Origin of the sequence: Chryseobacterium pennae, from assembly GCF_003385515.1 — a bacterium.
GTDB classification, from domain to species: Bacteria; Bacteroidota; Bacteroidia; order Flavobacteriales; family Weeksellaceae; genus Chryseobacterium; species Chryseobacterium pennae.
This window is the reverse complement of record NZ_QNVT01000002.1, coordinates 357,175-379,973: the sequence shown is the minus strand read 5'-3', so window position 1 is coordinate 379,973 and position 22,799 is coordinate 357,175. Positions and strand designations below refer to the sequence as shown.

The window sequence follows — 22,799 nt, the reverse complement described above, 5'->3', positions numbered from 1 at the left end:
AATTACATACTTTAATGTACCAATCATACCCGATTTCTTCACTGAGATAGTATAATAGTTATAAACAACTAATATGTCTACTACAAATTTACATAAAAATACATTTTTCAAATCTATAATTGACCTTATTGACAATCTTAACACTGATAATGATTGTATGGAATATTTGGAAAAAATTAGATGGAATGGTGAACCGGAATGTCCTCATTGTGGAAGTAAGTCAGATAAACATTATAGATTAAACAAGAAAAATTTCAAAGGACTTTACAAGTGTAAGGACTGTAGAAATCGTTTTACAGTAACTGTGGGAACTATGTTTGAATCTTCACACATTTCATTAAGAAAATGGTTTACCGCCATTTGGTTGTTTGCCAGCCATAAGAAAGGAATTAGTTCTGTGCAGTTGCACAAAGACCTCCATATCACTCAGAAAACAGCTTGGTTTATGTTGAGTCGAATTAGATATAACTTCAATCAGGATCATATTGTGGTTTTTGATAGCGATACACAGGCTGATGAAACTTATGTAGGTGGAGAAGCCCGTAAAATGAATAACCAGCATGTCAATACACAGGGTAGGTCTTTAAAAATAAAAACACCTGTATTTGGCCTTATTTCTAACGGAACTGTTTTTACCAAAGTAATACCCAATGCAAAAGGAAAAACGCTTAAATCTATTATTTCTTCTCGTGTATTGAAAGGAACCACACTTATTACAGATGGTTGGAGAGGCTATAAAGGCTTACATGAAGATTATCGTCATGAAGTGGTAGAACATAGTAAAGGAACCTACAAAAGAGGTGAATTCCACACAAACGGTATCGAGGGATTTTGGAGTATTCTAAAACGTGGATTGATCGGAATTTATCACTTCTGTTCAGTAAAGCACCTAGAGAAATACTGTAATGAATTTTCATTCAGGTTTAACACACGTGAAATGACGGACGGCCAAAGGTTCGTAGAGGTATTGAAAATTATAAATACTAGATTAACATATAACAATCTTAAAAATACAATATCAGTAATTAAAACTTAATTGTAATAAAACAAAGATAACTAATGTTTATTATTTGGTTATAATAAACTGGAAACCCTATTCTATAATATTTATATACATATATAAAATATACCGCACGATGGCTAAGTAGACTGTTAAAGAAAAATTTCCATTTTAGAAGCTATCTTTGCTGCTTTTTTATAAATTAAAATCGTTTATTAGAAGCTATCTTTGCTGCACTTGTTTGTAATAATTTAACAAACATAAAATAAATTTCTAATACAACCAAATAAAGTCTCACAATTGTGGGACTTTGTTTAGTTTATTATCTAATTATAGATTAAAATTAATGTTGTTTTTGTGGTAATGTATAAGGGCTAGGTGCACCAAATGTTGTATCTGACATATCAATCATTTCTAAATCAGAATTATAACTAGAGTCTATAGATTTTTCTTTTAAAATAAGCATCCAATCAAGTTGGTCGTTAAATACAATTTTTGGAGTGTTATTATCTAATATTACCTTTTTATTTTCTACAATTACAGGTATTTCATTAATGGATATATTTTCTTCAAATGGTCTTCTATAATCAGTCACAGTTGTACTTTTTATTGTTTTATCATTAACAAAATAAAAAGTATTTCTGAAAGATAAATCTTCACCAATTTCAAATTTAGCAATGTTTTTTATTTTGCCATCCTGTGCATTACCATAATAATAACATGAACAATGTAGGCTATCGTAGAAATAAAATTCACCATTTAATTTACCATCTTTAAAGTTTATTGTATAATTTGGTAATTTGAACTTATTATCAATATTTGATAACCTACCATTATTAAATATAAATTCTGATTTACTCCATTTATTATCAGAATTTAAATAAGTGTAAGACTGGACACCATTATAGCTACCATTATCAGTGTAATTAAAAACTTTTTGTATAGTACTACCATTCATAAAAGGCTGTGCGATATATACTATTTTGTTGTTGTGGTAATATCTAATAAGACCTACGCTTGAATCACTTCTATATTCAATGTTTATTCCATGTAATTGACCCATAGCATTGTATTCAGTAATATTGGTAACTCGTTTAGTGAAGTTGTTCACATTTTTAACTGTTTTTGCCGATTTAACTAAATTGGATTTGTTGAAATGTGGTAGATCGACATTGTAAAGCTTAACCTGTGCATTTAGACTGGTAGTTGAAATAATAATTCCTAATGATAAGATAATTTTTTTCATATTTTCTGATTTTTTAGTTAACAAAACTATTCTGTGAAATGATGAATTCCTTACGGTATTCCGTAATTCGATTGAACATAAATAGTTTTAGGTTCTTCTCACCCACTATGAAGAAAATTATACTTATTGAAAAGAGAAAGCGTGAGGGTTACTAACTCATTTTATCAGATAGGGTACTGGTATACCGCAGGAGTAAAATAAGTAGCAGACCCCTCACGCCATATAGATATGACATGAGAGTTGCTAACATATTCCCCTCCATTTTAAAAATTACCAGTTTCTATCTGAGAGAATGTTGTTAAACACTTTCGATGTTTATTCCGTTGAAATTTGAACGCAAATGTAAAACAAATATTTGGTACTATAAATACAATTATGAAAATAAAAAATCCACTAACAGATTGATGCTAATGGATTTATAAAATGTATTAAGTTGATAATCTTTTGATTATAAAGATTGGTACATTGAAGTATGTAATTGCGTTAATTTGATTAAATTAAACATATATGAAAAACGTAAAACGATTTATTACAGCAATGACAGTTGTTATGTTTGCTTCAGTAGCTTCAGCACAACTTAGTCCCAAAGGTGCAGATAAGGATAAACACGGTTGTAAAGGATCTGCAGGATATACATTTTCAGTGATAAAAAATGACTGTGTAAGAATCTTTGAAGAAAAAATACAGTTGAAAGAAGTAGATAATAAAAAATCTTACATCTCTAATGCTGCTGTAATTCTTAGCGAAGATGGAAAAAAAGCAGAAATATTTCTGCCTTCATCTGATGGAAGTTTGGTACTTGATAAATTAGCTTCTAAAAAAGCCGTAGTGTACAAAAAAGGACAGTATACTTTGACAAAAAACAAAAATGCTTATACATTAAAACTAGCGAACAAAGTAGTTTTTAAAAGCTAAAAATAATCTTCATTAGTATTAAAGCACAACGATTTTAGATAAAGTGCTTAAAGGCTGCCTCATTTTGAGGCAGCCTTTTATGTTTTTGAAAATCACCCTTTATTTATCCTGTCCGATATCCAGGCGGTCAAACTTTCCTTCCGTATTTTTATGAAATCTGAAGAATACCGGAAATGTTCCCCATTGTCCGGCTTTAAAATTGCCATAAATATCCTTGCCATCATTTTCTACACGGTCTATACTGAGAAAGACTTCTTTACCCAGTGCATTGGCAAAAAAAGATTTAAAATCTACCTTATTGCCATCATCAGTCATGGCTGGGTTTTCAATGAAGAAGCTATACCAGCTTTTATCTCCCGTCTGAAGAGCTTCTATTGCCTGTTTTACCTGTGAGTCTGTTATTTTTGATACATCCATTGTCTGTTGTTTTTTTGAAGTTGGTGTTGAGATTTGTTTTTCTTTAATGGTATTCTGACCACAGGCTGTATATGAAAGTCCTATAGCCAATAGTATTGCAAAATTGGAATATTTCATATTGAAGTTAATTTTTAAGAGGATGCTGCAGATAGATAATCAGGAGATTGAGGAAAAGAAAGGGGAGTTCTATCAGTACTCCTTTGAAATCTTTATCCAAAAGATGGAAGCAGATGATCAGTAAAATTCCTGCAGCCATCAGAAAGTTTCCCCAGACAAATGTTTTGGGAAAGAGAATCAGTACGGCAGCAAGGATGGTGATGGCGCCATTAATCATCAGTCCGGTTTTATCAAATCCCCATTTTCCAAACATAGTGGTCATTTCAGGTTTTCCTGAAAACATGGCAATTCCCTGTTTAATCCCCATAAAAACAGCAGTAAGAATAAGGATGGAATTAATAATTTTTAAAATCATGTCGAGTGTTTTTTGTATTAATGGAATAATAGATTAATACAAATATGCGCGAAATGAATGAAGTACGCATGGTGAGTTTTTCGGATTTTTTTTAATTTGTAGATGACAGCATAGATGTTTTGAAAAAAACTTTTAATTTAACCTCAGAGTATTGATTAGACATTTCTTATTCTAAAAAGAAAACCACAGTTTATGATACTAAACTGTGGTTTTCGATAACTAAGAACTATTTAACTACGATTCTGTCTTCAGATAGCCAAAATGCAATGCCGGTTCTTTCCCGAATAAACATGAGAAAATGTTCTGGAACTCATGGATATATTTACATTTGATGGCATTCCCGTAAATTTTCAATCCTTCCAGCATTTTTCTGGAACTCAGATCGATGTCGTATTTTATAAAAGTTTCCGGTCTTTCGTATCTGATGCTCTGATCCGAACTGAACGTTTTTGAAAATCCCAGCTTTTCAAGCCATTCCTCAGTTATCTTGATAGGCTTGATAGAATCTGCCGGAACTGAAATACTTTGAATATCATTTTCAATTTTAACAAAATATGCCGGTTCTATACTCTGAAAAATTTCAGTGATCGTATAAATCTGATTTTTGTACTCGACTAAGTTTTTGATTTTAAGATCTGCTACATTCATAATATTTTGAATTTTAATGGATGATATGGTGATATATAAATAGCAAATATTATGCCCTGCATTATAGTGTAAAGTCGTGTTTACGTGAATATTAGGTTAAATTTTCAATAAGAAAAATTAAGAGTATGTTAAAACAATAATATTATAGCCATTTGGAATGAATTTCCAATGAAATAAAATGTGGTATGGATGTGGTATCAGTTTTTTTTATCTTTCGGAGATTGATTTGCTGTTGCCAGAATAAGTGCAATTACCACAGAAACAATAAGAAAAGCAATAAAGACATTCCAGGAGTAAGAGTGAAGGAGATAACCTGTACCGCTTCCCAGAATACTTGATCCAAAATAATAAAACAGCCAGTAAATAGACGTAGCCGAAGACTTTCCCCGTTTGGCATAAAGAGCAGTCATCTGGCTAGCCATGGTATGAGCTGCGAAAAAAGAAAAAGTAAATAATCCAAGGCCAAAAATAAGAATATATAGATTTTCAGACAACAGTAATAAAGCTCCGACCAGCATACTGAGAATAGAACACCTCAGAATACTATTTGAAGAAAACCTTTTGGAAAGCCGGCCAACGGTCATGGTTCCGAAAACTCCGAAGATATACATCAGGAAGATAAAAGCGATGATAAAATGACTTAACGAGAACGGCTGAGCCTCCAGTCTGAAGGTCAGATAATTGTAAACACTCACAAAAACTCCCATAACAAGGGCTGCTATAAGATATAAGCGAAGCATATAAGGATTGGTGAGGAAAAATTTCATCTGCTTTGCCTTAAGATGATAATCTGTTTTCTGTGGATTGAAAAACTTTGATTCAGGGAATAATTTCCAGAATATAGCTCCCAAAACCAGGCTTTCTATACCAATCACCAGCACTGCATTCCGCCATCCAAATTCTCCGGCTAAAATGGTTGCCAGTATTCTTCCGCTCATTCCACCAATCGTATTTCCACTAAGATACATACTGATGGCAGCACCAATTACCGCGGCACTTACTTCTTCGGTAAGATAGGCCAGGGCAACGGCTGAAACACCGGAAACTACAAATCCTTTAAAAATTCCGATAGCAATCAGAAGGCTGAGGCTGGGAATCCATGTTGAAATAATAGTGAGCAGAGCGGAGGAGACCAATGAAAAAGTCATCAGTCCTTTTCTGGAATAACTATCCGCCTTAAAGGCAAAAAACAGCAGTCCCAGAGCCATTCCGATAGTGGAGGATGAAACAAGAAGAGAAGTGTCACCAACAGATACATTGAAATGCTCCGCAGCCATGGGCAGCATTGGCTGAAAAAGATAAAGCTGTGCAAATACCGACAGTCCGGAAAAGAAAATACAAAGTTTTATATATCGGAAACGTAGGCTTCCCTGATCTGCTTTTTCCAATAGATTTTTGATTTTGCAGTTAAAATGCAGTGTTTCTTAGAAAATATGGTTCTGTAAATTTCCTGATTATTTTTTAATTGTAAAAATCATTATCTCAATCATGGTGATAGGAATTGGTAATGAGGCTGGATACTGGAATAGAGAACAAAATCAATAATTTTCCAATTAATAAAATGAGATTACATTGATTCTGAAGGCTTGATAACCTCTCTCTTCCAGTTTCCTGTCTTCCAACTGTCAGTGCATCATTTCATACACCTTGATAAGCTCAGCAATATTGGCTACATCAAGTTTCTGGAAAATTCTTTTTTTATAGGTGCTTACTGTTGACATCTGGATATTGAGCCTGTTGGCAATTTCAAGGTTTCCGTTTCCATCTGCTAAAAGTTTAAAAATTTCATATTCTCGGGATGAAAGTTTCTCAGCGGGATTGCTTTTTTTATTCTGAATGATAAGTCCTATCAGCTCTGCAGGGTAGAAATAGCCTTTTTCAATCACTGTACGTACTGCATTTTTAATTTCCTCCTCACTGCTTTGCTTGTTCAGGTAGCCCTCAGCACCTTCCCGGATGTATTGGATGGCTACATCTTTATCATATCCTGAAAATACAAGGATTTTTATATCAGCCTGTATGGCTTTAAGCTCAGAAATCATCTTTTTATATTGTGTACCCGGCATATCGATATCCAAAATAATAAGACTGTAATCCTGAGATTCCAGCATTTTCTTTACCTGCCCGTAGTTTTCCGCAAAATCTATTTTCAGTTCCGGAAATCCGGATTCAAGAACCAAAGCGGTTCCTGCTCTGACTACATAGTGATCATCAGCAATTAAGATTCTTTCATTCATAATAAGTTAGTTTTTATTGAGCATTAATTCTACAATCGTTCCCTGAGGCTGGTTGTGTCTGAAACTGATTTCTGCATTTATTTTTTTGACCAGATGAATTACCATATGCAATCCCAACCCTTTTCCTTTAAAGCTTGGAGTTTCCAGTTTAGGGTTCCTGAACAGACTCATATACATATTGATCTGTTCATCAGGCATTCCTGTTCCCGTATCAGAAATTGTTATGGTAATATTTTGATTATTTTCTGCTGTATTAAGGTGTATCTCCCCATCAAAGGTATTTTTCACAGCATTATCCAGAATATTATGAATAATAGCTGTTAGAATACTTTCGTTCACCTGGGAATAAACATTACTTTCTGCTGCATTGATGATTGTAGTACCTCTTTCTTTTGCAATTTCACAGAATAGTTTTTTCTTGATCTCCAGGATCCTGTTGATCAGATATTTTTCTTCTTCAAAAATATTCTCAGCCTTATAAAGTTCAGTGTATTCTTTTAAATTAAGCGTAAACTGATATAGCTGCTCTGAAGACTTATAAATACTGTCAAAATATTTTTTCTGAAGTTCCAGATCATCAGATTCATGAAGTTTCTGTGAAAGCATGGCAATAAACCTGATAGGAGTAGTAATATCATGACTGATCGTCTCCACCAGCTTTTTCTGGTATTCCGTTTCTTTTCGCAGATCACTTTTTACCACTTCAAGGTTAAGTGAGGTTTCTTTCAGTTCAGAATTTTTATTGTGGACAATCTGTTTCAGTACCCTATTCTTGATTCTTAAAAAATTGGTCATTAGCTGAACAATCACAATGATGATGACAAGAATAATAATTGAAGCTGAAACCCGGAACACTAATGTCTGATAAAAGAGTGGTTTTATTTTGAACTTAATAGATTTTTGTTCAAATTTTCCATCCGGAGAAAGCAGTATTCTTACACTTAGGGTATACTCTCCAGGATCAAGATTACTGATCGTATATTTAAGCTCTTTTCCCGTAGTGACAGGCTCCCATTCAGAGTTTTCTTTTCCTGCTATCTTAGCTTCTAAATAAAGATTTTCCAGGTTAGAATAATAAGGAATGTCAATAAATATCTCTGCCGTTTTATAATTGTTTTCCAGATTCAATCTGTCATGAAAATATTCTGTTTCAGAATTTCCAATCTTTACCCGTTCTATGAATATTTTATCTTTGTCTGGGTAAAAGGTTCTGACATGGTCCGGATTGAAAAACACAAATCCATCCATCGAAGGAAATACAAAATCTCCATTTTCCAGTGCATAGGCATTAGGCTGCGAACTGCCGTTGAACTCATTGGTCAGAAATCCGTCTCTTTTCGTAAAACGATAATAATAGACAGGGTTTTTCCTGTTTTGTGCATACTGCAGCAGCTGTTTCTTTGGAACTTTGAAAAGTCCGTTATTGGAAGATATCCAGTAGAAACCATTCCTGTCCTCCAGAATATAATGGGCAGACATCAGATGGTTATTTCTGTCGGTAGGCATTTTAATGAGTTTTCTATCTCTGAGAAGATAGAAGCCACTTTTATTGGTCATCACCCAGATCAGATTGTCCTTTGTCCTGATAATGCTTTTAACATGGATGTTTTTGTGAATGGGAGTAACTGTTTTACTTCCCAAGACTGCAGAATACAGACCGTCACTGTTGCCCACTAAGATCTCATTTTCACGGTATTGAAAGAAAGTGTTGACGAAACTGTCAAATTCGTAGGTATAATCAGGTTTTGAGAAAGTATCTTCTTTAAAAATCTGAAGTTGACTTTTTGAAGAATCTGAAAAGGAAGCTCCATAAAGACTTCCACTCTGTAAGAAAGCCTGAAATCCATGTTTTATAAAAGTAGAATCCTTCCTTTTGTAACCAGAATCTTTGTAAAACTTAATGACGCTGCTTCTTTTCCGGATCAGTATATTTCCGGCTTTGTCATACATCATAAGATAGTTGTCATTATTACCCAAAGGATATTTCTTTACAATTCCGTCTCTTCCGAATTCCGTTCCGTCTTCCGCAATGATAGTCTTCTTACTCATGGGTAGAGAAGCATAGTAAACATTATTGGAGAAGTCTTCTTTTTTCTTGGCTACATAGAAGTCGGAGAGCTTCAGTACATTTAAACCATTGTTCAGGGTTCCGAGATAAAGTTTGTTGAATTTCCATCCATAAAACATAGAACAATAGGAGTGACTTCCTATTTCATCATATTCTACAAGGAATTTCAGATCAAGTTTTTTCTCATTACCTACTACAATATAGATATTATTGTGATTGATGATAAAGGTTTGATTGGTAATCTGCTGCCAATACACTCTGGTATTTGGGTCATTAAAAAGACTTGGACCTTCATAAACAGACACCTTTCCATTATCAATAGAGTAGGTTTTTCTGTTCTTCATATCATTAATGAAAAGAACTTCATTAAATACGAACATATTGTTCAAATCTTTATTGGAAAAAGGGATGGAGATTTTGGTTTCTCTTCCTTTATGGTCTTTGTAGACAATACTGTTCTTTTCAGTAAAACTGTAAGTTGAATTTTTGAGTCTTACAAAATACTGAACGTCATTATAAAAATTACAGGCCAGGATATTATTGGCAACCCGGTGCAGAAATTCATTCCCCGTTGTGAAAGTTATTTTATCACTGCTGTGAAGTTTTGTCAGTTTAGGAAACCTGTTTTTAATAATGACTTTGTTCTCCTGGAAATCATTAAGGACGGTAATACTGTCCTGAGAAGGATCACCAATGAATTCACCAAAGTGAAGATTGTTTATTTTAAAACTGTTGAAAGTAATAAAGGAACTTCCGTCATACCGTACAATTCCGTTTTCTGTAGCGATCCAGATAAAGCCATACTTATCCTTAACAATGGCCTTTGCACTGCTTTGTGGAAGTCCGTTGTCAATATTATACCAGGTAGATGTATAGCGTTGTCCGTATATGTTGAAATATAAGCAAGTGAAAAACAATGCCCAAACTCTCATGCAAAACTGATCTTTATCTCTTGCCCTAAAGCAAAAAACGGTTAATAATAGTTTTTGTACAAGTCGAAGTTTTTTTAAAAGATAGGAACGATTGGAAATAAATTTTTGTCATTAATTCTTTGCCTCTGTGTTTTTAAGAGTTAAATAGTTTTGTTTGATGCTGTAAAAATAATGAAATTATATAGATAAATCAGTATGTTTTGATTTGTTTTATTATAAGTTTTGTCTGTATTTATTGACAATAGCACTGATATTAGTCGGCTTTTTTGTAGTAATATTTCTACATGATGGGACAATTTATTTTGCTGAATCTGGTTTTAGGAGAATTCTTAGCCTGCAGGTTTATTTCTGAAATTCTTGTTTTATATAAAAACTGAAACATTTTCATACAGCGCAGGGCAGGTTTTGGAGAGGGCTTTTTATTGTTTTTTAGTTTAATTAATTACAATTCAGTAATCTAAAGTCTGCAGGTGGTCTACCTGTCTGTTATGAAATTTACGTTGGTAGTTTTCATTGATTACTGTTGTTTTGTAGTAAAAATTTTACAGAAAAGTTGTGATTATTCTACATTCTTTTTTTGACCGGATTCAGAAAGGTCCATACTTTTGCAAACAAATCCTATAGCGGTATAAAAGAGTTTTTATTATGCTGATGATTCTGAAAGCACAAATGATTTCCCTCCAAAAAAAGGTCTCTTCAGGAGATCTTTTGCTTTTTAATAAAATGAAATTTGAGTAACCTGGGATCCGACAGATTTTTTAATTTTAAAAGCAGGAAAACCTTATTCTTTCTTATAGTAACCCGAAAAGTTCACCATGTTGTTTTTAATTCGTATTTTTAGATTTATAGTTTTAATTAATTATAACAAAAAAACACATGAAAAGAAGCGAAGAAATTACGACTCAATATTTTGACTTTTTGATAAACCATATCCGGCAGGTGGTTTCAGGAGAAGTTCCTGAATTTATGGAAGTAAACGAGATTGCAGGGGAACTTGCAGTATCCCACAAGCATCTTACTGATACCATTAAAAAGAAGACCGGACAGCATCCCTGCTACTTTTATGACGAAGAAATTATCCGGCAAGCCAAACAAATGTTAGTTGATTCAGATAAATCCGTTGCAGAAATTGCCCGTATTCTTACTTATGATCCTTCAAATTTTTCAAAGTTCTTTAAAAAAGTGACAGGTAAGACACCTGGTGATTTTAGAAGTTCTTCCAGTAGGTGAAATTTAATTTGTTATCAAAAAACCTTATTATAGTATGGTTTTATATAATTTATTTCTTTATTTTGTGATAAATTTAGAAGGAGTATTGGTTGGTATGTTCTTGTAACAGCAATCATGTTAATTAAATTGTTAGATAATAAAAAATAATCTTTTATAAATGAGGTAGTTGTGTTGTACATGGGAGTTTTTTTATGGTTTCTTTATTAATATTGCTTTATGGATTTCTTTTTTTTGTTAAATTTAAATCTAGAAAATTAATTAAATCAAAAATTAAAGAAACTACTGATATATAAATTATTTGACTTCAGAAAATATGCTTTTAATAATTTTTTAATTTCATTAAACTTTTGAAGCCTCTTGAATAGTCATATATTTGTTACATGAACCCCACTAAATAACTTAGGATGAGTATTGATTTTGCAACAGCAACATTTAAAGATTTTGAGAATATCCCAGACTACGATATTGCTCAAAGAGCAGATTATTTTTATGAGTTTCTAGATACTATGAAATCTAGAGGGCACATGAATTACAGACTGAAAAATACTTCAGGAACCGACGCAATATTAAATATTGATATTGCAGACCAGAATAAACAGTATGTAAGCTTTGTGACCAGTGATTATCTTGGATTAACACAGCACCCGAAAGTAAAACAGGCTGCTATTGATGGAATAGAAAAATATGGAACAGGTACAGGAGCATCACCTCTTATCGGGGGATACTTTGATTACCATAGTGATATAGAAAAAAAAATAGCCAATTTCTTTGGAAGAAATGAAGATGAAGTAGTGTTGTTTACTTCCGGATATACGGCTAATAGTGCCACTTTGCAGATTTTAATGCAGAAAGAGGATATTGCGATATTAGATATGGGGGTGCATGCCAGTGTGCATGAAGGATGTGCTTTTACCAATAAAAAAACATTTCCTCATAATAATTTGGAGGCTTTGGAACATATTTTGAAGGTATGTGAAAATACGTACCGTACAAAGCTTGTTATCGTAGATGGAGTATACTCTCAGGAAGGAGATGTTTCACGCGCTAAGGAAATTTGTGATCTTGTTAAAAAATATAATGCTTATCTTCTGGTAGATGATGCACATGGAGTAGGGGTTTTAGGAGAAACCGGGAGAGGAGCTTTAGAAGATGATGCATTATTTGATAAAATAGACTTTATAACAGGAACATTTAGCAAGACTTTCGGTAATCTGGGAGGATATGTGATCGCAAACAAGAAAATTGCATCATTTCTTAAATTCCAGTCGAGACAACATATTTTCTCAGTGACGCCTCCACCTTCTTCCTTTGGAATATTGAAAGCAATTGATTTGATTGATGAAGAGCCTTTCTGGCAGCAGAAACTATGGGATAACATCAATTACTTTAAAAAAGGACTTAATGATTTAGGTTTGGATACCGGGATTACCTGTTCTGCAATTATTCCGGTGAAGATCGGTGATCAGAATAAGATGTGGGATATAGGACGCATATTACTGGAAAATGGTGTTTATACCAATCCGATTATGTATCCGGCCGTAGCCAGAAAAGATGCCCGAATCAGGATGAGCGTAACAGCAAGACACGAGAAGGAGCATCTCGACAAAACTCTTAATGTCTTTGATGATATTAATAAAAAAATGCATATTGCAAAAAAATAATAAATTATGCCTAGAAAAGTAGTGCAGGGCCCTATTAGGGACAAAGAAAAAACAAAACAAAAACTGCTTGCTGCAGTTGGTAAAATTTTGAGAGTAAAAGGTTATTCCGGTCTGAAAGTAAGTAAGATCGCCGCAGTAGCTGGATTCGATAAAAAGCTTATCTATGAGTACTTTGGAAGTACAGATAAACTGATTGATGAATATATTAAATCTCAGGATTATTGGAGTAAATTCAGCCCGGATATTGAAGAAGAAATACATGTTGGAAAAGGCCAGGAGGCTTTAACCCAGGGAATTCTTGCACAATTCGAGAACCTGAAGAAAAACAAAGAGCTTCAAAAAATTATTCTTTGGGAACTTTCTGAAAGTAAGCCAATCCTTAAAAATATTCTTAAGCAAAGAGAAGAAGTAGCTGCTAATCTTTTTGAAAATGTAACAGATCCTTATTTTGGAGAAGATGCTACAAAAATCAGAGCAATGTTAGCTTTAATTGCAGCAGGAGTTTACTATCTGAATTTATTCCCTGCATACAACGGGACAGAGTTTTGTGGTATTGATATGAGAACAGACGAAGGAAGAGATGAAGTGAAAAAAGTAATTGTAGAGATTATCAACCATTACTATACTACAAAAAAATGATAGTTAAAAGTTTTCTAATTGAAACAGAATAATAATTCTTGTGGATAATTTGAAAACTTTTAATTTTCAAATTAAAACTATATTTCTTATTTTTGACCAATGGAAAATTTTATAGTATCTGCAAGAAAATATCGTCCTCAGGAATTTGACACTGTAGTAGGACAATCCCATATTACGGATACTTTAGAACATGCAATTGAAGAGAGCCAGCTAGCTCAGGCATTACTTTTCTGTGGTCCTCGTGGTGTAGGTAAAACTACCTGTGCCAGAATTCTGGCTAGAAAAATTAACGAGAAAGACGGCTCTGTTTCAGAAGATGGCTTTGCTTATAATATCTATGAACTGGATGCTGCATCCAATAACTCTGTAGATGATATCAGAGAACTGATAGATCAGGTACGCTTTGCACCTCAGGTAGGTAAATATAAAGTATATATCATTGACGAGGTTCATATGCTGTCTTCTGCCGCTTTCAATGCTTTCCTTAAAACCCTGGAAGAACCGCCGGCTCATGCCATTTTTATTTTGGCTACTACAGAAAAGCATAAAATTATTCCAACCATTTTATCCCGTTGTCAGATTTATGATTTTAAAAGAATCATGATTGAAGATATTCAGGGACATCTCAGAAATATTGCTCAGAAAGAAAATATCCAATACGAAGATGATGCCTTGTATCTGATCGCTCAGAAGGCTGATGGTGCATTAAGAGATGCGCTTTCTATCTTCGACAGGCTTTCCACGTTCTCTCAGAGGAATATTACCCTGGCAAAAGCCGCCGAAGTACTGAATATTCTGGATTACGATCAGTATCTGAATATTGTGGATCTTGCCAAGGAAAATAAAATTCCTGAAGTACTTTCTGCTTTTAATGAGATTGTTAAAAAAGGTTTCGATCCCCATATTTTTGTTGCCGGACTTGGAAATCATTTCCGCGATTTAATGATGGCTCAGAATACGTCTACCATAGACCTGATCGAAGTGGGTGAGAAGACAAAATCTAAGTTTGTGGAGCAAGGTCAGAAATGGTCCGCACAACTGCTGATTGATGGTATTGAGATTTGCAACCACGCAGATATTAATTATAAAAATTCCAAGAATCCAAGACTTACTGTTGAGATTGCTTTAATGCAATTGGCTTCGCTGACTGCTAATTCAGACGTTACTAAAAAAAAAAATTCCTGATACTGGCTCCGTTTCTCAGTGAGAAACAGGAAGTGAAAATTCCTGAAAAAGCTCCGGAGAAAAAAGAACCCGCTAAGATAGAACAGGCCGTACAAGTAGATAATGTACAGGCTGTTATCAGCAAAACTACAAAACCTTTATCCAGACCTGGAGCTTCCTCCGGCTTCAGTATCAATTCCTTTTTGAATAAAGAAGAGAAAGTGGTTACTGAAGAAGATGCAGTAGTGAGAACTGATTATCTTCCCAAAAACCATTTTACAGATACAGATCTGCAGATGGAATGGAAAATCATGCTTAAGCAGCTGCAGGTAAAAAATAATTTCGTTTTTAATGCCGTAAAAACCTTTAAGCTGGAGAAAAAAGAAGAGAATAAAATCAAAGTTTTGTTCCCTTCCGACTCTGCAAAAGTAGAATTTGATAAAATAAGTGGAGAATTTTTTAATCATTTCAGAAGAAAAGTTCAGAACTATTCAATTGAGGTAGAATACGTGAGAGACGTTGAAAATCTGAAGATTGAGGTAGTGACCAAAAGGAAAATATTCGAAAAATTTATTGAAAAAAATCCACTTTTGAAAGATCTTGATGATTTAATGAAGTTTGATTTGACATAATTTTTATATATTTGTCAAAGTTTTCTGCGAGAAATAACTTTTCGACAAAAAACAAATTATAGTACGAAACGCTAAAACAAAGACATTTCCAGAACAAAATGGAAAAATTATCTAATACATATCTGTCTTTCTTTGCACCCGCTAATTATTTTAGCGGTTATTTTAGCTTTTCTGCTTCTTATTTTAGAAATTTTAGAACGTATTACCGATTTTATTGGTACTGTTAATAAAATTTCTTTCCAAAAAATACAGGAGAAGTAGAGCCCTTTCATTTTCCTGATTCCTTTAAATAATTTTGAACGGCATTTTTTGAAAAGAATTATAAATTAAATTTTATGATCAAAAGGGCTATTGCTGTAGACTTAACAAAAAATATAAAAACAATAAAATTTAGAATATGAATTTAAAAGACTTAAAAAACGAGTGGATTAGTGGGCTTACACAGCCGTTAATGATTGCAGGACCTTGCAGTGCTGAAAGTGAAGCTCAGATGCTTGAAACAGCCAGAAGAATTAAAGAATCCAATGCTCAGGTATCGGTTTTCCGTGCAGGAATCTGGAAGCCTAGGACTAAACCTAATGGGTTTGAAGGAGTAGGAGTAATCGGTTTGAACTGGCTGAAAAAAGTAAAAGAAGAGTATGGTTTCAAAACAGCGACTGAAGTTGCTAATGCTCACCATGTATTTGCAGCGTTGGAGGCAGATGTAGATGTTCTTTGGATTGGTGCACGTTCTACAGTAAACCCTTTCACGGTACAGGAAATTGCAATGGCCTTAAGAGGAACAGACAAGCCGGTATTCGTTAAAAATCCTGTAAATCCAGATCTTGCTTTATGGGCTGGAGCATTAGAAAGACTTTTGGGGCAGGATATTAAAAATCTGGGAGTTATCCACAGAGGATTCTCAACATACCAAAAAACAAAATACAGAAATAACCCTAACTGGCAGATTGCTCTTGATTTCAAAAGCCAGTTCCCGAATATTCCAATGCTGATTGACCCGTCTCACATTTGCGGAAACAGAACAGGTTTGGCAGATATTACTCAGGAAGCACTTAACGTAGGGTACCAAGGAGCCATTATTGAAACCCATTCCAATCCTGATGAAGCATGGAGTGATGCAGCACAGCAGATCACCCCTGAAGTTTTGGCTGATTTGATCGGTAATTTAAAAGTAAGAAGTACAAATCTTGCAGGTTTCGAAGGTGAAATGGGAAGACACAGAACCCTGATTTCTGACCTTGATTTCCAATTAATTGAACTTCTTTCTCAAAGGATGAAAATCTCAGAAAAAATCGGGAAACTTAAAAAGGAAAACGATATTGCAATCTTCCAGCCTGAACGTTGGAAAGTGATTACAGAATACGCAACCCAAAAAGCAAAAGAAACAGGAATGTCTCAGGACTTTATTGAGAAAGTATTCAAAGCGATTCACGAAGAATCTATTGAAGTACAGAACAGTATTATGATCGATAAGAAATAAACTGTCGACAAAGGATAACAAAGAATAGGGCTTAGGGAATAGAATTTAGGAAATCGGAACATTGTTTTCACCTATATTCGAAACCCTAAGCCCTAATTCCTTATATTTGCACCATATTATTTATGAAAGGAAAAATCATTAAATCTACAGGCAGCTGGTACCAGGTTTTGGAATTGGAAACAAATAAAATTTTCGAGGCCAGGATCAGGGGGAAATTCAAACTCATCAAAACAAGACTTACCAACCCGCTTGCTGTAGGAGATTTTGTGGAATTCCAGCTGGAACAGGATGATATTGCATGGATTACAAAGATTGAGTCCCGCAGAAATTACCTGATCAGGAAATCCGTAAACCTTTCAAAGGAAGCGCATATTATCGCTTCCAATATTGATCTGGCTTGCTTTATTTTTACTTTAAAGCACCCGGAAACGTCATTAGGTTTTCTGGATCGGTTTCTGGCATGCTGTGAAGCTTATAACATTAGGCCGCTAATTCTTTTCAATAAGATTGATGTTTTACATGAAGAGGAGATTGAAATTGTAAAAGATGTTGAATCTGATTATCAGGGAATAGGGTATGATACATTAGAGATTTCATCATATTCAGGATTGAATCTCGATCAGCTTCAGGATCTTCTGAAAGATAAAACCTCTGTTTTTTTCGGACATTCAGGATGCGGAAAATCTACATTGGTAAATGCTTTACAACCTGGATTAAATCTGAAAACTTCTGAAATTTCGGATACGCATTTGAAAGGTAAACATACAACGACCTTTGCGCAGATGCATTTCTGGCATTTCGGGGGAAATGTTATTGATACTCCAGGAGTCCGTGAATTTGCAATGATTGATATTGAAAAGGAAGAAGTACAGCATTATTTCCCTGAAATATTCAAAAAAAGAGAAGAATGTAAGTTCCATAATTGTCTTCACGTCAATGAGCCGAAATGCGCCGTAATTGATGCTCTTGAAACCGGAGAGATCCAGCATTCCCGTTATGCAACTTATATAAAGTTGATGGATGAAGCTGAAGAAGCTACCCAAAAATAATTATAAAATATTTCTACCAATATGCCTCCATATAATAGTATGGAGGTTTTTTTTATCTGAACCTAACAAATTTTAAAAACCTATTAAGTTTTCTTTGTCCTGTTTTAGCAAATAAATTTTCTTATTTCATTTATAATCTTGGAAATAATTTTTAAAAAACTGTAATAAAAATAATTTCAGGAACTTTTTGTTTTTTGGAGATAAAAAAATAAAAGATTTTAAAATAACTCTACTTTTTGTCATGGGAATTTATAGTATAACTCCACTTTTTGATGTCAGAATTTTCTACCATGAAAAAAAAGTGAAAAATATCAATTATTTCATTGATTGAAATGGAAGCAATACTATATTAATATAGTTTTATATGTATTTTAGTTTTGTCAAATTGATAATAAAATGCATGTTTTTTTACAAATAAAAAACCCAGCCGAAGCTGGGTAAAAACTAATAACCATGAAAACTCAAATTAAACATGAGAATCGTAATAGAATTAACAATTACTGTGCCAAAGTTTGGTTCATGATTTCTTAATAAAAGTTATTTTTATGTTAAAAAAAAATTAAAATAAAAATCAAAGATATTTTTTGTAATTTTGCGGCATTAAAAAAATATACATTTATGTCTAACATTACATTCACTATGATTAAGCCAGATGCAGTAGCTGACGGACATATCGGTGCAATATTGGGTAAGATTGCTGAAGGTGGTTTTAAAATCAAAGCTTTAAAATTAACTCAGCTTACAGTTGCTGATGCAAAAAAATTCTATGAAGTACACGCTGAAAGACCATTTTATGGTGAATTGGTAGAGTTCATGAGTTCTGGTCCTATCGTAGCTGCAGTTTTAGAAAAAGACAATGCAGTTGAAGATTTCAGAACATTGATCGGTTCTACTAATCCTGCAGAAGCAGCAGAAGGTACAATCAGAAAAATGTTTGCTAGAAGCATCGGAGAAAATGCAGTTCACGGTTCAGATTCTGACGAGAATGCATTAATCGAAGCTCAGTTCAATTTTTCAGGAAGAGAGATTTTCTAAGAAAATTACTTTACAAAATAAAAGATCCGGAGAATTTTTTCTCCGGATTTTGTTTTTATGAACTCCTGTTTCAAAATTGATTAAAGGTTGTTTTCGATAGCTCCTACACTTTCTCTGTACAGTTCAATAGGTTTATTAAGTAAAACGGCGATCACAGTCATCTGTTGATCCAGTCTTTCTTTTGGGATATCAATGTAAATAATTCCCGGACGGTCACTCCAGTAAAGTTTATTGTAAATAGTATGGGTAAGCATACTGCCGTCACCTACGATTCTTATCCTGGAAATATCATTTTTTATTCCTTTTAGAGCAATAGGGCCGGTAGGGATTCCTTCCACAAAAAGATAAAGAGTCTGTTTGTCTTTTGATAAAGCACTCATTCCAGGAAAATGCCCCTCCGGAAGACCTTTGCCTGTTTCAAATAAGGCCTCTGCATGTTTGCTTATCCATTGTAAGGTCTCTGGGTTTGCCTTAGATGTTTTTTTAATTTTCATGTCAAGGCCATCATTAGTCAGTCCATCAAGTGTTACTAGATTATTATCGTAGTTCAGAGCATTGGTGATATCGTAAACTGCTTCATAAGTGTTTTTCATTTCCAGTATTTCGGAAAGCGGGCGTTCTTCCTTCTTAAAATCTTTAATAAATAAAGGTGGATGGTCAAAAGTAACTTCTGCTACGGTAACATCTTTGTCAAACTTTACATTGGAGAAGTTCAAGGTGAGTATTTTTTCAGCATTATAATCTGTTTTAACAACAGCCGATGGATCTCCAACGATTTTTACTGAAATTGGCTTTGTTGCCAATCCATAGATCTTTGTAAAATTTTTGGCTTCATCAAGATAAAGAAATAAAGATTTTTTAGAGACTGACAAAGCCGACTTCCCTTTGTAATTGTCGAAAGGAATCCCTTGAGTCGTTTCGTAGATGGCATGCTGATGTTTGGATGTCCAGCGCCCAAGGTTTTTAAGAATTTCAATCTGTTCTTCGGGAATGGTACCGTCTGACTTCGGACCGATATCAAGTAAAAGATTTCCACCCATACTGATTACATCTGTGAAAGTTCTTACAATCATATTAGGGGTCTTGTAATTTTTGTCATAAGGCTGATAGCCCCAGGAATCATTCATGGTATAGCAAAGCTCCCAATATGTTTTTTTTGGTGGAACTACAGGAATGCCCTGTTCAGGAGTGTCATAATCCCCATGATTGTTGAGTCTGGAGTTGATGATAATATTAGGATTGTATTTCTTGAGTAAATCTAGAGTCTGAGAAGCTTTCCACTCCTCAGAAGTGTGTTCCCAGTCTCCATCAAACCAAAGAAGATCTGGAGAATATTGAGTGGAAAGTTCATTTAGCTGACTTTGATAATAACTGATGAAATTATGCCAGCGTGTTGGCTCATCTTTTATTTCATAACGTTTTTTTGTCCTGGTATTGATATCATAATATGGATGGCTCCAATCCGGTAAAGAGAAATAAAGCCCTGTTTTTAAGCCCGATATTTTCAGAGCAGAAACAAAAGGGCTTAAAATATCCTTTTTTGCCAGAGAGTTTTGAGGAATACTTGTCGCTTTTTCGGCCTTTGAGTTCCACAAGGAAACTCCATCGTGATGTTTTGTGGTGATGACAGCATATTTTGCTCCAGATTCCTTAATAAGATTTACCCATTGTTCTGGTTGATATTTTGAAGCTGAAAAACCATTCAGCTGTTTCATATAGTTTTCGTGATTAATGTAATTGTTGAAGAATGACCAGGATTCAGAGATCCCGTTAACGGAATAGATTCCCCAATGAATAAAAATACCCAGTTTTGCATTTTTGAACCACTCCATTTTTTTGCTGTTGTCAACTGTTTGGGCTTGTACATCAATACTATTCGCAGATAATATTAATCCAAGGAAAACAGCTTTAATCAGACTGATTTGCATATTTATATTATTTAACATTAAATATAAATAAAGAAAACCTTACAGTATAAAATAGTTTTTAATATTTGATAATAATTGTTGTTAAAACGTTTCTTATTATTGTATTTTTAAAAATGGAACGTTTATTGTAAATTTTTTAAAAAAGAGATTATGAAAATTCCAACGTTATTAATGGCGAGTTTATTGGCAGCAGGAGTTTCTGCACAAACAACAAAACCTGTTTCAAAAACTAAAAAGCCAGTGAAGAAAGTTAGAAAAGTAGCACCGGCTTCTGAAAGTCCGGAAAAACCTAATCCGACTACTCCTAAAGCCATTGTTAAAAAAGACACCATTAAACTTAACGGGTTTTCCTGCCCGGCTTGTGGAATGGGATAGGTTATGGGAAAACCTCTGTTAGGGCTGTCTATGATGGCAGAAGCAGAATTTCTGTCTGCTGTTTTGCCTTTATTACAAAGCAATTCTATTGAAGTGCTTGAATGGTCATTTGATACATTCTACAATACGGAAGAACCGGATTGGTTGAGTGATCTGCTTAATTTTTACTCAGAAAATAATCGTCTGATTGGTCATGGAGTGTATTACTCTCTATTTGATGCCCGATGGACCAAAAGGCAGGAACTTTGGCTGCAAAAATTAAAAGAAGAGTTTCATAAAAGAAAATACAACCATATTACGGAACATTTCGGTTTCATGAATACCGAAAACTTTCATCAGGGAGTACCGCTGCCTGTCTCTTTGCATTCAAAAACACTAGCGATAGGTAAAGACAGGCTTTACAGATTACAGGATGCTGTACAGGTTCCGGTAGGAATAGAAAATCTTGCATTCTCATTCTCATTGGATGATGTGTTGGAACAGGGTGTATTTCTTGACAAGCTGACAGATGATACTGATGGATTCCTGATTCTTGATCTTCACAATATCTATTGTCAGTCCTGTAATTTTGAAGTACAGATGCAGGATATTATTAAACTATACCCACTCGATAAGGTTAAAGAGATTCATCTTTCAGGAGGAAGCTGGCAGGAAAGTGCCTATGGAAAAAAGTGGGTACGGAGAGATACCCATGATGATGTAATTCCTGAAGATATTCTGTCTGTATTGCCTTCAGTCTTATCTCAATGCAGAAATCTGGAATATATAATTATTGAACGGCTCGGCCATACAATCAATACGGAAGAAAAAAAGAAAAGTTTTCTGGATGATTTTGCAAAGGTCAAAATGCTGATCGATTCATCAGATTGGCATGCCCAAAATAAGGAGAACCGAAACAGGAAAGAAATACAATTCCCGGAACATCCTTTGGAAGATAGGATTCTACACGAGGAGCAGACATTACTCACAAAATTACTGTTTGATAATGTTGAACCTGAATCTGTTAATCATCATACATTTCAATATTTCAAAACAGAAAAATGGGACCCGGAAATGATTATTACGGCCCGGAATATCATTAAAAAATGGAATCCCTATTAATCCTGATAAGAAGCTAATAATAACAAACCAAATTATATGAAAATGACCATAGTATTGTTAATCATCACAGCTGTGCTTATGGCTCTCATTGCCGGACTTTTCTACGCCTACTCCTGTTCTCTAGTTCTGGGACTGGGAAAATTGTCTGATGTGGAATATCTGAAGGCTATGCAGAGCATCAACCGTGAAATTCTTAATCCGGTATTTTTCCTGAGCTTTATGGGAACGGCTATTCTTCTTCCTGTGTCTACCTTTTTTCTGCGTGGGGAACAACCTGTTTTTATTTTTCTTTTATTGGCTACATTGGCTTATCTGATAGGTGTTTTCGGAATTACGGTAGTTGGGAATGTTCCTATGAACGATCAGCTTGATCAATTTGATATTTCGGGATCTACTGCTGAAGCTATTAAACAAATGCGTGAAAATTTTGAAGCCAGATGGAACTTCTTGAATAACCTACGAACTGTTTTTTCTGTGGTAAGTATTGTTTTGGTAGTTTGTGCCTGTGTATGGCATAAAGATGTATAGAAAATCTTGTAATAAGTGGAAATACTCAAGTATAAATTCCGT

The 22,799-nt window shown here is 34.2% G+C and carries 21 protein-coding genes; 13 read left to right on the top strand and 8 right to left on the bottom strand.

Annotated elements, in window-relative coordinates; translation table 11 throughout:
• The first annotated feature begins 73 nt into the window (after positions 1 to 73).
• Positions 74 to 1,036, top strand: coding sequence for an IS1595 family transposase (locus tag DRF65_RS04275; protein WP_115969038.1), 963 nt, complete (start codon positions 74 to 76; stop codon positions 1,034 to 1,036).
• Between the two features lie 307 nt (positions 1,037 to 1,343).
• On the opposite strand, the gene DRF65_RS04270 is transcribed toward DRF65_RS04275, so the two are convergent.
• On the bottom strand, positions 1,344 to 2,246 hold the full coding sequence (locus tag DRF65_RS04270; protein WP_115969037.1) for a hypothetical protein: 903 nt from the start codon (positions 2,244 to 2,246) through the stop codon (positions 1,344 to 1,346).
• Positions 2,247 to 2,753: 507 nt separating this feature from the next.
• On the opposite strand from DRF65_RS04270, the gene DRF65_RS04265 reads away from it, so the two are divergent.
• Positions 2,754 to 3,161, top strand: coding sequence for a hypothetical protein (locus DRF65_RS04265; protein WP_228438510.1), 408 nt, complete (start codon positions 2,754 to 2,756; stop codon positions 3,159 to 3,161).
• Positions 3,162 to 3,260: 99 nt separating this feature from the next.
• Here DRF65_RS04265 and DRF65_RS04260 read toward each other — a convergent pair whose 3' ends face one another.
• The 6 genes from DRF65_RS04260 to DRF65_RS04235 form a co-directional block, all read right to left on the bottom strand.
• Positions 3,261 to 3,695 carry a hypothetical protein gene (locus DRF65_RS04260; protein ID WP_228438509.1) on the bottom strand — a complete coding sequence of 145 codons (435 nt, stop codon included), beginning with the start codon at positions 3,693 to 3,695 and terminating at the stop codon, positions 3,261 to 3,263.
• Between the two features lie 7 nt (positions 3,696 to 3,702).
• On the bottom strand, positions 3,703 to 4,050 hold the full coding sequence (locus tag DRF65_RS04255) for a DoxX family protein (protein ID WP_115969035.1): 348 nt from the start codon (positions 4,048 to 4,050) through the stop codon (positions 3,703 to 3,705).
• Positions 4,051 to 4,284: 234 nt separating this feature from the next.
• Positions 4,285 to 4,698, bottom strand: a complete 414-nt coding sequence (locus DRF65_RS04250; RefSeq protein ID WP_115969033.1) for a hypothetical protein — start codon at positions 4,696 to 4,698, stop codon at positions 4,285 to 4,287.
• Between the two features lie 197 nt (positions 4,699 to 4,895).
• Positions 4,896 to 6,086 (bottom strand): MFS transporter, encoded by a 1,191-nt coding sequence (locus tag DRF65_RS04245; protein WP_228438507.1) that lies wholly within the window; start codon positions 6,084 to 6,086, stop codon positions 4,896 to 4,898.
• Positions 6,087 to 6,323: 237 nt separating this feature from the next.
• Positions 6,324 to 6,935, bottom strand: a complete 612-nt coding sequence (locus DRF65_RS04240) for a response regulator transcription factor (protein ID WP_115969027.1) — start codon at positions 6,933 to 6,935, stop codon at positions 6,324 to 6,326.
• 6 nt (positions 6,936 to 6,941) lie between these two features.
• Positions 6,942 to 9,935, bottom strand: coding sequence for a sensor histidine kinase (locus DRF65_RS04235; protein WP_115969025.1), 2,994 nt, complete (start codon positions 9,933 to 9,935; stop codon positions 6,942 to 6,944).
• Between the two features lie 876 nt (positions 9,936 to 10,811).
• On the opposite strand from DRF65_RS04235, the gene DRF65_RS04230 reads away from it, so the two are divergent.
• From DRF65_RS04230 to DRF65_RS04195, 8 genes are all read left to right on the top strand, one after another.
• On the top strand, positions 10,812 to 11,165 hold the full coding sequence (locus DRF65_RS04230; RefSeq protein WP_115969022.1) for a helix-turn-helix domain-containing protein: 354 nt from the start codon (positions 10,812 to 10,814) through the stop codon (positions 11,163 to 11,165).
• Between the two features lie 404 nt (positions 11,166 to 11,569).
• Positions 11,570 to 12,826, top strand: coding sequence for an aminotransferase class I/II-fold pyridoxal phosphate-dependent enzyme (locus tag DRF65_RS04225; RefSeq protein ID WP_115969019.1), 1,257 nt, complete (start codon positions 11,570 to 11,572; stop codon positions 12,824 to 12,826).
• Between the two features lie 6 nt (positions 12,827 to 12,832).
• Complete coding sequence (locus tag DRF65_RS04220) at positions 12,833 to 13,465, top strand: TetR/AcrR family transcriptional regulator (protein WP_115969016.1); 633 nt, start codon at positions 12,833 to 12,835, stop codon at positions 13,463 to 13,465.
• A gap of 99 nt (positions 13,466 to 13,564) precedes the next feature.
• Complete coding sequence (gene dnaX, locus DRF65_RS04215; RefSeq protein WP_115969014.1) at positions 13,565 to 14,650, top strand: DNA polymerase III subunit gamma/tau; 1,086 nt, start codon at positions 13,565 to 13,567, stop codon at positions 14,648 to 14,650.
• 32 nt (positions 14,651 to 14,682) lie between these two features.
• On the top strand, positions 14,683 to 15,261 hold the full coding sequence (locus DRF65_RS28780) for a hypothetical protein (RefSeq protein WP_228438505.1): 579 nt from the start codon (positions 14,683 to 14,685) through the stop codon (positions 15,259 to 15,261).
• A 397-nt stretch (positions 15,262 to 15,658) separates the two neighbouring features.
• Positions 15,659 to 16,741: a chorismate mutase gene (locus DRF65_RS04205; RefSeq protein ID WP_115969011.1), complete on the top strand. Its 1,083-nt coding sequence runs from the start codon at positions 15,659 to 15,661 to the stop codon at positions 16,739 to 16,741.
• 122 nt (positions 16,742 to 16,863) lie between these two features.
• On the top strand, positions 16,864 to 17,790 hold the full coding sequence (gene rsgA, locus DRF65_RS04200; RefSeq protein WP_115969009.1) for a ribosome small subunit-dependent GTPase A: 927 nt from the start codon (positions 16,864 to 16,866) through the stop codon (positions 17,788 to 17,790).
• Positions 17,791 to 18,408: 618 nt separating this feature from the next.
• A complete protein-coding gene (locus DRF65_RS04195) occupies positions 18,409 to 18,825 on the top strand; it encodes a nucleoside-diphosphate kinase (RefSeq protein WP_115969007.1) in 417 nt (138 codons plus the stop codon).
• Between the two features lie 80 nt (positions 18,826 to 18,905).
• On the opposite strand, the gene DRF65_RS04190 is transcribed toward DRF65_RS04195, so the two are convergent.
• Positions 18,906 to 20,753, bottom strand: coding sequence for an alpha-L-fucosidase (locus DRF65_RS04190; RefSeq protein WP_115969004.1), 1,848 nt, complete (start codon positions 20,751 to 20,753; stop codon positions 18,906 to 18,908).
• Between the two features lie 150 nt (positions 20,754 to 20,903).
• Between DRF65_RS04190 and chrA the strand changes: the two genes are divergently transcribed.
• Genes chrA through chrI form a run of 3 tightly spaced genes read left to right on the top strand, consistent with a single transcriptional unit; the run spans position 20,904 to position 22,757 of the window.
• Positions 20,904 to 21,128, top strand: coding sequence for an MNIO class RiPP chryseobasin precursor ChrA (gene chrA, locus DRF65_RS04185; RefSeq protein WP_123947269.1), 225 nt, complete (start codon positions 20,904 to 20,906; stop codon positions 21,126 to 21,128).
• Positions 21,129 to 21,131: 3 nt separating this feature from the next.
• Positions 21,132 to 22,229 (top strand): MNIO family chryseobactin maturase, encoded by a 1,098-nt coding sequence (gene chrH / locus DRF65_RS04180; protein ID WP_115969000.1) that lies wholly within the window; start codon positions 21,132 to 21,134, stop codon positions 22,227 to 22,229.
• 36 nt (positions 22,230 to 22,265) lie between these two features.
• Positions 22,266 to 22,757 carry a chryseobasin maturation helper ChrI gene (gene chrI, locus DRF65_RS04175; RefSeq protein ID WP_115968998.1) on the top strand — a complete coding sequence of 164 codons (492 nt, stop codon included), beginning with the start codon at positions 22,266 to 22,268 and terminating at the stop codon, positions 22,755 to 22,757.
• The last annotated feature ends 42 nt before the right edge of the window (positions 22,758 to 22,799 follow it).